This is a genomic window from Eubacterium sp. F2, from assembly GCF_046244355.1.
GTDB lineage: Bacteria > Bacillota > Clostridia > Peptostreptococcales > Anaerovoracaceae > Aminicella.
In genome coordinates this window covers 864,308-878,307 of sequence record NZ_CP176393.1, presented here as the reverse complement: position 1 = coordinate 878,307, position 14,000 = coordinate 864,308, and the positions used below count along the sequence as shown (strand labels likewise).

General features: G+C 51.2%; 12 protein-coding genes. 9 read left to right on the top strand and 3 right to left on the bottom strand.

All coding sequences use genetic code 11. From position 1 onward, the window contains the following. Window positions 1–55: 55 nt before the first annotated feature. Together ACI77B_RS03600 and ACI77B_RS03595 are read right to left on the bottom strand one after the other, a co-directional pair. Window positions 56–706: a cyclodeaminase/cyclohydrolase family protein gene (locus ACI77B_RS03600; RefSeq protein WP_409337412.1), complete on the bottom strand. Its 651-nt coding sequence runs from the start codon at window positions 704–706 to the stop codon at window positions 56–58. Continuing rightward, complete coding sequence (locus tag ACI77B_RS03595) at window positions 696–1,970, bottom strand: AI-2E family transporter (RefSeq protein ID WP_409337411.1); 1,275 nt, start codon at window positions 1,968–1,970, stop codon at window positions 696–698. The genes ACI77B_RS03600 and ACI77B_RS03595 overlap by 11 nt, the downstream gene beginning before the upstream one ends. Window positions 1,971–2,318: 348 nt before the next feature. Here ACI77B_RS03595 and ACI77B_RS03590 point away from each other — a divergent pair, with 348 nt between their 5' ends. The 9 genes from ACI77B_RS03590 to ACI77B_RS03550 all read left to right on the top strand — a co-directional run bounded on the left by ACI77B_RS03590 (window position 2,319) and on the right by ACI77B_RS03550 (window position 13,048). Beyond that, the gene (locus ACI77B_RS03590) at window positions 2,319–4,484 is read left to right on the top strand and encodes a CDP-glycerol glycerophosphotransferase family protein (protein ID WP_409337410.1); all 2,166 of its coding nucleotides are present in this window, start codon (window positions 2,319–2,321) and stop codon (window positions 4,482–4,484) included. Between the two features lie 144 nt (window positions 4,485–4,628). Then, window positions 4,629–5,702: a galactitol-1-phosphate 5-dehydrogenase gene (locus ACI77B_RS03585; RefSeq protein WP_409337409.1), complete on the top strand. Its 1,074-nt coding sequence runs from the start codon at window positions 4,629–4,631 to the stop codon at window positions 5,700–5,702. Then, on the top strand, window positions 5,699–6,385 hold the full coding sequence (locus tag ACI77B_RS03580; protein ID WP_409337408.1) for a ribulose-phosphate 3-epimerase: 687 nt from the start codon (window positions 5,699–5,701) through the stop codon (window positions 6,383–6,385). Before ACI77B_RS03585 ends, ACI77B_RS03580 begins: the two co-directional genes overlap by 4 nt. Beyond that, window positions 6,382–7,593, top strand: a complete 1,212-nt coding sequence (locus ACI77B_RS03575) for a CDP-glycerol glycerophosphotransferase family protein (protein WP_409337407.1) — start codon at window positions 6,382–6,384, stop codon at window positions 7,591–7,593. Before ACI77B_RS03580 ends, ACI77B_RS03575 begins: the two co-directional genes overlap by 4 nt. Continuing rightward, complete coding sequence (locus tag ACI77B_RS03570) at window positions 7,526–8,245, top strand: IspD/TarI family cytidylyltransferase (RefSeq protein ID WP_409337406.1); 720 nt, start codon at window positions 7,526–7,528, stop codon at window positions 8,243–8,245. Before ACI77B_RS03575 ends, ACI77B_RS03570 begins: the two co-directional genes overlap by 68 nt. After that, entirely contained in the window at window positions 8,245–10,065 is a 1,821-nt protein-coding gene (locus ACI77B_RS03565) for a CDP-glycerol glycerophosphotransferase family protein (protein ID WP_409337405.1), read from the top strand. The genes ACI77B_RS03570 and ACI77B_RS03565 overlap by 1 nt, the downstream gene beginning before the upstream one ends. Window positions 10,066–10,093: 28 nt before the next feature. Beyond that, the gene (locus ACI77B_RS03560) at window positions 10,094–10,876 is read left to right on the top strand and encodes an IspD/TarI family cytidylyltransferase (protein WP_409337404.1); all 783 of its coding nucleotides are present in this window, start codon (window positions 10,094–10,096) and stop codon (window positions 10,874–10,876) included. Window positions 10,877–10,878: 2 nt separating this feature from the next. Continuing rightward, a complete protein-coding gene (locus ACI77B_RS03555) occupies window positions 10,879–11,946 on the top strand; it encodes an NAD-dependent epimerase/dehydratase family protein (RefSeq protein ID WP_409337403.1) in 1,068 nt (355 codons plus the stop codon). Between the two features lie 34 nt (window positions 11,947–11,980). Next, complete coding sequence (locus ACI77B_RS03550; protein WP_409337402.1) at window positions 11,981–13,048, top strand: polysaccharide pyruvyl transferase family protein; 1,068 nt, start codon at window positions 11,981–11,983, stop codon at window positions 13,046–13,048. A 182-nt stretch (window positions 13,049–13,230) separates the two neighbouring features. On the opposite strand, the gene ACI77B_RS03545 is transcribed toward ACI77B_RS03550, so the two are convergent. Further along, on the bottom strand, window positions 13,231–13,998 hold the full coding sequence (locus ACI77B_RS03545) for an ABC transporter ATP-binding protein (RefSeq protein ID WP_409337401.1): 768 nt from the start codon (window positions 13,996–13,998) through the stop codon (window positions 13,231–13,233). Between the last annotated feature and the right edge of the window lie 2 nt (window positions 13,999–14,000).

The window sequence follows — 14,000 nt, the reverse complement described above, 5'->3', positions numbered from 1 at the left end:
TGTTCTCCTCATTTACCTCATATGCTTCTTTATGCTATAGTAAACCTCTTTCTGATCAGTGTTTCAGCGCCTCAATGACATCCTGCACGATGCTGTAGGCCTGTCCGCCGTAATCTCTTCTCATACGGTCACAGCGCCCTTCCAGTTCCTCCGCTTTCTCGCGGTTTTTCATGGATTTTGTATTGATGTAAACGTTCATGCTGGCAGCTTCCAGGGCGCCCCGGAGAATGGCTGCGGAAGCGCCGGCATCGCTGACGGCCATGCGAGAGCCGTTCTCCGCGAAGAACTGCGCCAGATTGATGGCCTGGCAGCAGCAGGACATGATCTCCAGCGGAACCATGCAGGCATCCAGCAGGCATTTTTCCATCACTTCATTCTTATGCGCAATCTCTTCCTCGCTTTCCTTCGGAAGCTTGTAGGCCGCCGCCAGCGGAGCAAATACTTCTGCATCCCGCTGAATCAGATCAAGCAGCTGATTCTGCAGATCTTCTGCTTCATCCATTGCGGTGCGGATTTCCGGCTCGACATCCTTGTACTTCTTTTTGCCCAGAGTCAGGGAACCGACCATGCGGGACAGGGCGGTCCCTACGGCAGCTGCCAGAGCAGATGCCCCGCCGCCGCCCGGCACCGGATCACTTCCGGAAAGAACATCGGTAAACTCACGGCAGCTCCTGTCCTTAAAGTTCTTTTCCATCTTACTGTTCACTCCTTTCATCCTCTTCTCTATTTTCATAAGGAATGGCTGCTTCGCCGCTGCGGGTTTCTGCAGTTTCTGCCTTATTTTCTTCTTTCTTCTCACGAATCATTCTGATGCCGCGCTCAAACCAGAGTTTCAGAAGCGCGGTAACCGGAACGGCCACCAGCATGCCAAGGAAGCCGCCCGCCTTGTTTCCGGCAATCACGCCGATCAGCACCAGCATCGGGTGAATCTGGACATTCTTACTGAGCAGGCGCGGATTGACGACGGCCCCGTCTATCCCCTGAATGATCAGCAAAATGATAAATCCGACGATGACGACTTTAATATTTCCAGAAGACAGTCCGGCAACCAGAGTCAGGCCGTAGCCGACGATCGGCCCCAGGTATGGCACCAGATTTCCGATACCGGTCAGCACGCCGATGACAATGCCGTACGGGATCCTTGCAATCGTGAAGGTTACACTGACGGCGATCATCATGAAGATCGCATCCGCCATCTGTCCGCGGATATAGCCGGAAAATACGGTGCTGATATCCTTCCAGACATAATGCAGACGCGGCGCCGTGCGTTCTCCGAACAGGGTCTCTGCCACGCGTTTCCAATATTTTCTCAGCCCTGGCCAGTCCAGCATAAAATAGACCGTAAACAGGATCGAAAACAGGACGGTCGTCCCGATGGATTTAATATTATTCAGTGTGCCTCCGAGATTTCCAACGGATGTGCCGAATTTTTTCGTCAGAGCGCCGCGGATCGCCTGCACGATCTGTTCCGCCTGCGCGGATTTTACGTTCATGTCTTTCAGCCAGTTCAGAACGCCCTGATACATCTGGTTCACTCCATTGGTAAATCCGCTGATAATCTGCGATATTCCGCCGTTGTGAATGGAACTGAACTGCTGGGTGATGGTAATGACCAGAAGACCGGCCAGAAGGATCAGGCCCAGAATAATTCCGCCCACGGTGAATGCGACACTGGCGTAATGCGCTCCCCTCGGCTTCTCCCTGAAGAATTCTCTCGTTTTCAGCCGCTTCTCGACACCCTCACAGAGTGGATACAGCAGATAGGCAAAAATGAATCCGATCACCACCGGCTTCAGGATGCTCCCGATCCATGTCAGCGAGTTCCCCACTGCCTCTATAAAGTTCCCGGCATGGGACAGCATGCCGTATAGGATGTAAAGAATTACGCAGGTGACGATGACATACAGGGAAATTTCTGCGTATTTCCTGTTCCATTTCAATCCGAATTTTGGTTTTTCTGGTTTTTTCATAAGTAATATCTGCGCCCTTTCTGGCGTAAAACAGTTTCTGCCGCCGGAGACATCCGCCTCCCGGCCTTCTTCCATATGTATGCTCTTTCAATCTTTAGATTTATCTCATATTTTACCATCTTGTCCGCCGTATTCCAATCGGCATTATCGAAACTGCCGTTTCTTCTCCGGATGCATGAGCTTTTACCGCGCCTGTCTGCCGCTTCTGCACAACAGATAAACAGGGCGTCCGCATTTATTTGATCATGTTATGAATTCCTTGTTAATAATGAGGGGATTGAATTGACATCTGTCAAAAACCGTTTAACATTAATAAGGATTGATTAAAAGACAAGAGAGGATATATATATGTTTAATTTCAACTGGATCAGCAGACACCGGGATGAGCTGTTCGGCATTGCAATGCTTTCCATTATGTTCTATCACTTTTGTGCAACCTACCAGCGGGCAGTCGCATCCGGCACAGTTGCCGCAGCAAAAATCGGTGCCAAAGGTGCTTTTTTCCTCGGCTATAACACCTATATCGGCAGTATCGGCGTAGAAATCTTCCTGTTTTTATCCGGAATGGGCCTGTACTATTCCTATCATAAAAATTCAGATCTGAAACGCTTCTATAAACGCAGAATGCACCGTATTCTGGTGCCATATTTTCTGATCGCCATTCCTTTCTGGTGTATCAAGGATCTGGCCCTGCAGTCTATGGGCGCATCAGACGTACTGAAAGATCTGTCTTTCTATACATTTTTCTCACAGGGCGTAATCTCCATCTGGTTTATCGGTCTTCTGATCGCACTCTACCTGACCTTCCCGATCATGTACGCGCTGGTTGGAAAAGACCGCCGCGCAAGCGGAATCAACCTGCTGATCATCATCGCTCTGGTCAACATTATCATGTTCGCGCTGGAGAAACATGCACCAGAATTCGCTTCGAATATTAACATTGCCATGACGCGTGTTTCCATCTTCGCACTCGGAACATTCATGGGAAAATACATTCAGCGCGGTCTGCGCGTAAAATGGCCGTCCATGGCCATTTTCACCGCCGCTGCGATCCTGTTCGGCATCTATTCCCACCGGCATATCAGCGATGCAGCGGCACTCCGCTTCTGCATGATGATTTATTCCCTGGGCCTGATGAACCTGCTCGTCTGGATTCTCCACGGAATTAAAAATCTGAAGAAACTGAACGCCTTTTTCCGTCTGGTCGGTTCCTATTCACTGGAGCTCTATCTGACCCATGTCACGCTGCGGAACCTCCTGCAGACTATGGACTTTCCGATGTACCGGATGTCCAGATACGCAGGAATGCTCCTTGGCGCGGTTGTTTTGTCCATCATTCTGAAGAAACTGACGGACCTCTTCACGAAAATCGGCGCAGTCCAGGCCGGGAAGGGATTTCTGAACCTGGTTTACTGCTTTCACAAGCTCGCGCCGGTGAAGAATCAGATCACACTGATCAGCCGCCAGTCGGACGAGCCGTCCCTGGACCTTCAGATGGTCACAGACGAACTGAAGAAAGAAAACCCAGATGTCACCGTCCGCGTCCTCTGCCGCAGAATTCCAGACGGCGCCGCGGGAAAAATCGGCTATATCTTCTATATTATGGGACCAATGATGCACGCAATTGCCCAGTCCCGCCTCATCGCCCTCGATGGCTACTGCATCCCGGCCAGCATCCTGCATCACAGGAAGAGCCTGACCATCGTCCAGATGTGGCACGCCATGGGCGCCTTCAAGAAGTTCGGTTACGCCGTTCTGGGCGAGAAAGAGGGCTACAGTCCGGAGCTCGCCAGGGTGATGAACATGCATAAGGGCTATGACTACATCTTTGTCAGCAGCGAGGCATGCAAGGAGCCGCTTCAGGAGGCTTACCGCTGCCGCACACGCCAGATGGTCGTCATGCCGCTCCCGCGTGTGGATTTCCTGCGCCAAGAGAAGTATGTAAAGGCAACGAGAGAGCGCATTCTCAAGCGCTATCCTTTCCTGGCTTCCAGAGACAAAAAGAACATCCTGTACGCCCCGACTTTCCGCAAGAACGCACCGGAGCGGAACACCGCCTATATCCAAAGACTCATTGAAAAAACAGACTTTACAAGCTATAATCTTATTATTAAACCGCATCCGCTGATGAAAGAGAGAATCCATTCGGAAGACGCACTGACCGACACGGAATTTACCAGTATGGAAATGCTGTCCGTTGCTGATTATGTGATCACGGATTATTCCGCATTTGTACTGGAAGCGGCTGTCGCTGACAAGCCTGTTTTCCGCTACGTTCCGGACCGGAAGTCTTACCAGAATCGACGCGGATTTTTTGTTGACCTCGATCAGGCCTCACCGGGATTTGCATCGGAAGATGCCGGAGAGGTTATGGAGGCCATCCGGGAGAACCGCTTCCACCTCTCAGAAGTGCGGAAGTTCGCGCAGAAGTTCGTTGAACCGAGAGAAAACTGCACTGAAGCCATCGCGCAGTTCCTGCTCTCCCACATGGACAAAACTTCCCGCGCAAGATAAGAGCGGACAGAACCCGGAAACACTGCAGACTGAAAGAAGAACCCAGCCCTTTCCCGATGCTGAAGCATGGGGACGGGTGCCCGGGAAAATTGAATTGATAATAGAAACGCGCTGCCGCGCAAAAGCATAAGGAGAACGATGTAAATGAAAATATTAAACTTACACAGCGTCGGAAAGCTGGTTTATGAAGACCGGGAAATTCCGGAGCCGGGACAGAATGAAGTCCTGCTGAAGGTCATGGCCTGCGGCATCTGCTCCAGTGATGAAGCCCGCGTTATGGAAACCGGAACCTACCACTTCCCGACGGTTCCGGGACATGAATTCGCAGGACAGGTCGTAAAGCTCGGAGAAGGCTGCGATCCTGCGCTGCTGAACCGGAAAGCAAGTGTTTTCCCTCTTCTTCCCTGCTTCCAGTGCGAAGCCTGCAGAAAGAAGAGTTACGCGACATGCGCCGATTATAAATACTTTGGTTCCAGAAATGACGGCGCCTTTGCGGAGTACCTGGTCGTTCCGGCATGGAATCTGAATCTGCTGGACGACTGTGTTCCCTATACCACAGGAGCGCTGTCTGAGCCTGCCGCCGTCGCCCACCACGCCGTAGAGATGGGAAAGGTAAAAAAGGGTGACCGTGCGCTGGTGATCGGCACCGGAACCATCGGCCTCTTGATTGCTGCTTTTTGTCAGCAGAAAGGCGCGGAAGCCTATGTGGCCGGCAGAAGAAAAGAAAGCCTGGAATTCGCGGAATCCTTCGGCTTCAAGACGATTAACACCGCGGACATCCGCGAAGAGGTGGACAGACTGACAGGCGGCAGCCGCATGGACGTTACCTTCGAAGCAGTTGGCTCCAACCAGTCTCTGGAAGATGCCATTATGAGCGCCAGATCCGGCGGTACCGTTGTCGCCATGGGAAACCCGAAAGGCGATGAGGCGCTTCCGAAGGATGTGTACTGGAAGATTCTGCGCTGGCAGCTGACGGTTCAGGGAACATGGAATTCCGCCTTCCGCGCGGAAGGCGACGACTGGAAGGCTGCAGCCGCATCGATGAAGGAAGGAAAATTCCCGTTCGAACGGCTGATCACAAAGAAATACCTGCTCAGCGAAGGCGACGAAGCCTTCCGCTTCCTGCAGGACAAGAGCCTTCATAAATCCCGCCTGATGTTCGTCATGCACGAGGAAGCCGACCGCCTGCTGAAAGAACGGGAAGAGAGCCGGAAATGAAGAGAAAAGGACAGATTGCCGCGTCCATGATGTGCGCCGGCATTGATAAAATCTTTTATTATTTAACGGAGTTCAAGGAAGCGAAGCTGGAATTTCTCCATGTCGACATCATGGACGGCCAGTTCGTCCCGAATTTTGCGCTGGGCACAGACTATGTGAAGAGTCTGCGCCGGGTGTCGGACATTCCTCTGGACTACCACTTCCTGGTGATGAACCCGCTGGAAAAAATGAGCTGGTTCGACATCCGTGAGGGCGACCACGTGGCCTTCCATTATGAGCACAATGAGAAAATTCCGGAATGCCTGCAGTTTCTGAAGCGCATCGGAGCGTCCTCATTCGTGGCCATCAACCCGGAAACAGACTATCACGTTCTGGATCCGTATCTGGACGATATGGACGGCGTTCTGGTCATGACCGTTCATCCGGGATTCGCCGGAAAAAAACTGGTGCGCTCCACCATCGAGAAGGTCAAGGAAATGAAGGACTACTTCGTTTCCACCGGAAGAGACGACCTTCTGATTGAAGTTGACGGAAATATTTCCATCAAGAACGCGGAAATCTTCTATAACTGCGGCGCGGATATTTTTGTGGCCGGTTCCTCCAGTCTCTTTAAGAAATGTGAACTGTCTACGGAAGAAATTATCCGCGAAGAGCGGAAAGTGATTGGCTGGGATATCGAATGAGCATACTGTCAAAAATTGCATATTACGGCGCATCGGCCGTGCTGAACCGGGTGTTTTCCCTCTTTCCGATGAAGAAAAACCGGATTCTGTTCATCTCCGACGTGCGCAGCGACATCAGCGGCAATTTTAAATGCGTCTATGATTCGCTGGATTCACACTGGGAGAAGGTCACATCCCTGAAGGGAGACCGCCGGCTGAAGCGCAGCTTCGGCCAGTGGCTGGCGCAGTGCTGGTACATCGCGACCAGTAAATACGTGCTGCTGGACGACTACACCACCAGCACCGCCTACATCCGCGTACGAAAAAACCAGGAGCTGGTGCAGCTCTGGCACAGTTCCGGCGCCTATAAGAAATTCGCCCACAGCAGAACCGGAGAAGGCGGAGACATCCGCCACATCCACCAGGGCTACAAGCGCTACACCAAGACCATCTGCAGCAGTGATTTCTGCAGACCCTGCTTCAGCGAAGCCTTTTCCATCCCGATGGACCGGGTTCTCGCCACAGGAATTCCCCGCACAGACATTTTCTTCGACAAAGATTACATTGCAGGGAAACAACAGGAATTCTACGAGAAATATCCGGAACTGAGAGATAAGAAAATCATCCTGTTTGCCCCGACCTACCGGGGAACAAAGGTGGAAGAAGCGACCTACGATTTTTCGCGTTTTGATCTGGACCGGGCTTATCAGACGCTCGGCGATGACTACGCGATCATTTTCAAATGGCATCCGGCCCTGTATAACAACATCCGCTTTGGCATTGAAAAGGCCTATGATCTTGAGAAATATCCGGGATTCGCATATGATTTGTCCCCGATGAGAGAAATCAACGATCTCCTGTTTATCACCGATATTCTGATTACGGACTACTCGTCCCTGATCTTCGACTACGCGCTGGTGAATAAACCAATTATCTTCTTCGCCTACGACCTGGAAGATTACGAGGACGGACGCGGGATGTACTTTCCATTCAGCGAGTACATCTACGGAAGAGTCTGCCGCGATACCGATCAGCTGCTTGACGCGATTCAGGCAGAAGATATGGGCAGTGACAGGCGCAGCGAATTTATACACAAGTTTATTGATAAGAATGACGGTCATGCCACACAGCGTGTGATGGAGGCCGTTTTTGGAGGAGCTAATGACAACTTACGCAGCAATACTGGCGGGGGGAGTCGGAAACCGGATGCAGTCCGCCACGATTCCTAAGCAGTTTCTGCAGCTCGGCGACCGTCCGATCATCATCTGGACGATTCAGAAACTGGTCCGGTCCCACGCATTCGACTACATCTACATAGCGATTCATCCGAACTGGAAAAACTATCTGCAGGAGCTAATAGAAAACTGGAAGGTGGACGCATCTTCACTGACCATTATCGACGGCGGAAAGGAACGTCTGGATTCCATCGAGAATGTCATTGACGCGATTTACGCAGAACATCCGGTTGAAACGGAAGATAAAATTCTGATTCACGATGCCGTCCGTCCCTTTATCACCCGCAGCATCATCAACGACAGCCTGGAAGCACTGAACCAGCATCCTGCCGTCGTTGCCGCCATTCCGGCGACCGATACCATGCTGTGGATTGAAAACGGGGACCAGGTTGATTCCATGCCGGACAGAAGCAAGCTGTACAACGGACAGGCCCCGGACAGCTTCCGCCTTCCTGTGCTGAAGAAATCGCTGAAAGAACTGACACCGGAGCAGCGGCGCGTGATCACCGGCACGGCGCAGATCTGCCTGCTGAACGGCATTCCAATTCACACCGTTCCCGGCGATCCGGTGAACATCAAACTGACCAGTGACAGCGACATGCTGATCGCAGAAGGCCTGATAAAAAGAGAAATGAGTGAAAGATAATGAGTACACAAGAACATAAGTTAATCAGTCACCCGGACATTAAGATGAACAACCGCGTTGACGAGCATCTGATCCATGTCACCATTCAGGACATCAGCTGGGAGCGGATCATCATGCATTTCACCTGCCATATTGATGGTCTGGAGAACATCGACGCATCGAAACACCTTCATTTTTATGCCATCACCAGCTTCTACATGGCAAATGCAAGATACAAGCTGAAGAAAATCGACGACAGCACCTACGATTTTTCTCTGAACGTCACCAATCCGGGCTACTGCAGATGTCTTCCGATTGAGATCTATCACTTTGCCGTCTGCCAGGGAAATGACATTCTGGCCATTCCGGAACTCGCGCCGGAACTCGCGCCGGAACTTGCAGACAAATCCAGAGAATTCCTGTACAGCGGCAAGAACCGTTCTTACGTTGTCGATTTCTCGGTTGCAGAAGATGATACTGCCCTCTTCCTGGAAATGCGCGTTCTGAACACGAAGAAGGCCGGCATCGCTGATTACAATCTTCCGGACGAAGAAGAAAACGAAATTTCCGGCAAGCCGAAGAAACAGCATCTTTTCCTGACAAAAGGAAAGATCCGAAACATGATCAAAAGCTACTACGCTTACGAATCAAAAAAATTCGATAAATCCTTTGACGGTACAATCCGCACCGTCATGTTCATGAGTGAACAGAGTGAAAGCCTCGGTTCCAACCTGACCAGCGTCTATCACCGCATGCAGGAGCGCGGCCTCGATAAAAACTATGAGATCCTGTTCTCTGCACGTTCTGCGGTAGAAAAACACTACAGTGAAAAGAGCTGGTACGAGCTGATCAAGAAGGTTGCGCGCGCCGACATGATTTTCATCGACGACCACTGCCCGTTCTTGGACTGGCTGACCTTAAGTCCGCGCACAAAGCTGATCCAGCTCTGGCACGCAGGCGCCGGATTCAAATCTTCCGGCTACAGCCGCTGGGGACATACCGGCTGCCCGGGACCGGTCAGCTGCCACCGTCAGTACGACTACGGCATTTCCAGCAGCGACCGGATCGCCCACTTCCATTCAGAAGTATTCGGCATCAATCCGGAGCAGCTCCTGCCGACCGGAATGCCGCGTATGGACGAGTACCTGGATCCGGAATACCGGAAGAAAGCAGAGGAAAAACTGCGTAAGAAATTCCCGCAGACCCTTGGAAAGAAAGTCATCCTGTTTGCCCCGACCTACCGTGGAAAAAACAGAAGCGACGCACACTATCCGTATGAGATGATCGATTTTGACAGATTTTATAAGTTCTGCGGAGATGAATACGTCGTTCTGTTTAAGATGCATCCGTGGGTATCACAGGCTGTTCCGATTCCGGAGACATATAAGGACAAGATGATCGATGTGAATAAATATCCGAACATTAATGATCTGTTCTATATCACCGACCTGATGATCACCGACTATTCTTCCGGAATTTTTGAGTATTCTCTGATGAGAAAACCGATGCTCTTCTTTGCTTTCGATGAGATTCAGTACGCATTTTCCAGAGGATTCCACCGTCCGTATGAAGAATCCGCTCCGGGAAAAGTCTGCCATACGTTCGATGAACTCATGGAAGCAATGGAAACCAAAAACTACGATTACAAGAAAGTGGAAGAATACGTGCAGCTTCACTTTGACAATATTGACTCCAAGGCTTCAGACCGTGTAATTGACTGGATCCTTCTCGGAAATGTTCCGGAAAAGAATCTGAAGCGTATTAATGCAATCAAACACAGCAACCATATGCTGCGGAGAATGGATTTCTCCAGCCTGAAGGAGCTTGAATCCGCAGAATAACAGAGTCGTGCAGATGGAGGTATGGTAAATGAATATAGCAATGATTTTTGCAGGCGGAAGCGGTGTCCGTATGGGCGCCGGAATTCCGAAACAGTTTCTGGAGATCAACGGCAAGCCGATTCTGGTGCATACCGTAGAACTCTTCCAGTGGCATGAACGGATCGACAAGATTTATATTTCCACACTGGAAGATTACATTCCTTATGTAGAAGAACTGGTTGACCAGTACCGCCTGACCAAGGTTGCAGCAGTTATTCCGGGCGGCGCCACCGCGCAGGATTCGATTTACAACTGCCTGCAGAAGGGAATCAGCGAAAATGATCCGGACAGTATCGTCCTGCTTCACGACGGCGTCCGCCCTTGCGTAGACCACGATGTCATCACGAAGAACATCGAAACAGCTGAAGAAAAAGGAAATGCGATTACGACAACCGCATGCTATGAAACCATTCTTCTCAGCAAGAACGGCGAACATGTCGATTCCGTGCCTTACCGCCGCGAAACATTCGCCGCACAGGCGCCGCAGACCTTCCACCTGAAGGACATCATCGAAGCGCATGACCTCATCCGCAAGAGACCGGAAGGCTATAAGGACATGGTCGATGCCTGCACAATCTGCACCACACTGGGCATTCCGGTTCATATGGTTGAAGGCAACCGCGGAAACATCAAGGTTACTACACCGGAAGATGTGTACATCTTCCGTGCCCTGCTGCAGTACAATGAAAACGAGCAGGCATTCGGACTGGGTCTCACCAAGCGCTCCAGTTCGATTCTCAGCCGTTTCAAGAAAAGACCGGAGGGAAAATAGCAATGACAGAAAAATGGAAAACAGAAGATCCTGTTCTTGCTGAAGATCTTGAGAATCTGGCTGCCTTCTGCCACGCGCAGAAGCTGAGCGGCAGAACATTCTTTATCACCGGAGCAACCGGACTGATCGGATCGCAGATCTGCAGAGGACTGCTGCTGAGCAATAAACTCTACGGCGACAGCATTAAGGTTGCTGCTTTCGTCCGCAATCAGAAGAAGGCCGAAGCGCTCTTTTCCGATTTCCAGGACGGACTGACCATTGTCACAGGAGACATCGCCGAGCATCCAGACTTTGACGGAGACGTCGACTATATTATCCACACGGCCAGCCCTACCGGATCTAAATACTTTGTCTCTCATCCTGTAGAGACCATCCACGCGGCCATCGACGGAACCGACAACATGCTCCGTTTTGCCCGCGAAAAAGAAGTTTCCGGCTTCATCTATCTGTCTTCGCTGGAAGTCTACGGTACGCCTGACCCGGGTCAGGAAAGCATGCCTGAAACTGGACACGGATATATCGATTCCACCAGCGTACGCAGCAGTTATTCCGAAGGAAAGCGCATCGTGGAGTGCCTCTGCGCCTCCTACGCTTCTGAATACGGTGTGCCGGCTAAAATCGTGCGCCTGGCCCAGACCTTCGGTCCGGGAGTCCGCTATGACGATGGCCGCGTCTTCGCCGAATTCGCCCGCTGCGTCATTGAAAAGAGAGACATTTCCCTTCATACGGAAGGAAGAACGGTACGCAACTACTGCTATACCAGAGATGCCGTAAAGGGCATCCTGACGGTTCTCCTGCATGGAAATACCGGAGAAGCCTACAACGTGGCCAATCCGGACACCGCCTGTTCCATCCGGGAAATGGCCGATCTCACGGCTTCCCTGAATCCTGACGGAAGCACCCATGTCTGCATCGACATTCCGGATGATATTTCCAAATTCGGCTATAACCCAGAGATGGTGATCCGACTGGATCCATCCAGACTGGAAGCCCTCGGCTGGACGGCAGAGGTCGATCTGAAAGAGATGTTCAAACGCCTGATCGCAAGCATGAAGACAGGCAGAAAATAAAAATTACTAACAACCACTGGAAGGAGAGTATTCCATGTTCGACAAGTTAATGAAAAAAAACAGCTACGGATGCCTTCGTTACTCATCTACCAATATCGGAGATGAAATTCAGTCCGTTGCTGCCATGCGCTTTCTTCCTCAGATCGACTACTATATCCCGAGAGAACGTGTCGATGAATTTCATTCCGATCACGGGGAGAAGGTAAAGTTGTTTATGAACGCCTGGTGGATGTGGGAAAAGAAACATTTCCCTCCATCAGAGGACATTGATCCGATCTTCTTATCCTTTCATCTCCGTGAAGCATTCAGAAATGACACCTTTATGCGGGATGAAGTCGTCGAATACCTGAAAAAGCACGGACCGATCGGATGCCGTGACACGGGCACTGCTGCATTCCTGCAGAAATACGGAATTGATGCGTATTTTACCGGCTGCCTGACCATGACCCTGCTTCCGAATCAGAAGATCAAAGAGAAAAAGGCCGGAGATTACATCGTCTGCGTAGATGTCCCGGAATACATGGAGCAGAAGATCCGCAAACGCGCAGACAAGCCGGTGTACAACATCAGCCGCATGATCTTCCCGATTTTCAAGAGTGTCGACCGCATGACCGTCGCAAAAATCCTGCTTTATGTTTATCATAATGCCGCATGCATCGTCACCCCGCGTCTTCATGTCGGACTTCCGGGAATCGCCTTCGGAACCCCGGTCTGCATGCTGACCACAGATAAACTGTCCGACGGTATTCTCAAGCGCCGCGGCCGTTTTGCCGGTTTGGAGGGTGTCTTCAACGAGATCAAGGTTGAGAATTACATGATCAATCCTTCTCTCTATGACATCAACAACCCGCCGGAAAACCCGAACACGCACTATGAGCTCCGCGACCAGCTCGTTGAAAAGGCTGCAGCAGCCACCGGATTTGATTCCAAAGCGCCGGTATTTGATGACGATTTCAACCCGTTCCTGGAACTGGTCGGCCTGCTTGCCTACGATAAGAAGAACTTTGAAAGACTTCTGCGCTTTGCAAAACCGGAGCAGCTGATCGATGCCCTGCATTACCGTGTTAATGAGAAGAAGTCCCGCCACGATTTAACCTATTAAACCCACAGCAGACTTCCGTCCGGCAGAGAAAGCAGAGGAACAGCGGAACAAAAAGCAAAAACTAAAAGAGACGACTGCACGGCCTCTTCTTATAGGGCCAGACAGTCGTCTCTTTTTTCATTTCTTTCATCTGCCGCTTCCGCGTTCTGCTCTGGTCAGCCTGCGGCCGCGTCCTTTCCGCTCTATCCCAGCGAAACGCCGGAAACTCCGGATTCTTCCAGTCTTCTGATAATCGTCCTCTTATAATTCAAAAACGCATCTGTCAGCGGGAAGTCGTTTCCGCGTGGTTTCTTCTCTTTCACGGTGATTTCATCGAGGATTTCTCCCGGTTTTCCGGTCAGAATATAGATCCGGTCAGAAAGCAGGATGGCCTCATCGATGTCATGCGTGATAAACAGCGTCGACAGATGAATTTTTTCCATGACCTGCAGGTACCAGTGGTGGATCTGTGTCTTGGTCAGAGTGTCCAGCGCGGAGAATGGCTCATCCAGGAGTGCGACGTCCTGAGAGAACATGTAGGTCCTGAGCAGTGCGGCACGCTGGCGCATGCCTCCGGACAGCTGGGACGGATATTTCCGCTCCGTTCCCGCGAGCCCGAATTCATCGAACATCGCGGCGGCCTTCCGGCGCGCCTCTTTCTTCCGCATGCCCTGCAGCAGCAGCGGAAGCGCGACATTATCCTGAATGGTCCGATACGGAAGCAGCAGGTCCTTCTGCAGCATATAACTGATCTGCCCCGGTTTCCCAGTGATATCTCCGCCATTCAGCAGAACTCTGCCCTGCTGCGGCTTCAGCAGACCGGAAATGACATTAAACAGCGTCGTTTTTCCGCTTCCGCTGACGCCCAGCAGACTGACCAGTTCTCCCTCTTCAAGATGAATCGAGATATCTTTCAGAATCTGGTTTCCGCTGAAGGACACATTGACATTTTCGACTTGTAATTTATTCATAA

Bases quoted from the DNA above. Each gene is read 5' to 3' on its own strand.
- ACI77B_RS03595 (WP_409337411.1), bottom strand. From the start codon at position 1,970: ATGAAAAAACCAGAAAAACCAAAATTCGGATTGAAATGGAACAGGAAA.
- ACI77B_RS03590 (WP_409337410.1), top strand. From the start codon at position 2,319: ATGTTTAATTTCAACTGGATCAGCAGACACCGGGATGAGCTGTTCGGC.
- ACI77B_RS03585 (WP_409337409.1), top strand. From the start codon at position 4,629: ATGAAAATATTAAACTTACACAGCGTCGGAAAGCTGGTTTATGAAGAC.
- ACI77B_RS03580 (WP_409337408.1), top strand. From the start codon at position 5,699: ATGAAGAGAAAAGGACAGATTGCCGCGTCCATGATGTGCGCCGGCATT.
- ACI77B_RS03575 (WP_409337407.1), top strand. From the start codon at position 6,382: ATGAGCATACTGTCAAAAATTGCATATTACGGCGCATCGGCCGTGCTG.
- ACI77B_RS03570 (WP_409337406.1), top strand. From the start codon at position 7,526: ATGACAACTTACGCAGCAATACTGGCGGGGGGAGTCGGAAACCGGATG.
- ACI77B_RS03565 (WP_409337405.1), top strand. From the start codon at position 8,245: ATGAGTACACAAGAACATAAGTTAATCAGTCACCCGGACATTAAGATG.
- ACI77B_RS03560 (WP_409337404.1), top strand. From the start codon at position 10,094: ATGAATATAGCAATGATTTTTGCAGGCGGAAGCGGTGTCCGTATGGGC.
- ACI77B_RS03555 (WP_409337403.1), top strand. From the start codon at position 10,879: ATGACAGAAAAATGGAAAACAGAAGATCCTGTTCTTGCTGAAGATCTT.
- ACI77B_RS03550 (WP_409337402.1), top strand. From the start codon at position 11,981: ATGTTCGACAAGTTAATGAAAAAAAACAGCTACGGATGCCTTCGTTAC.
- ACI77B_RS03545 (WP_409337401.1), bottom strand. From the start codon at position 13,998: ATGAATAAATTACAAGTCGAAAATGTCAATGTGTCCTTCAGCGGAAAC.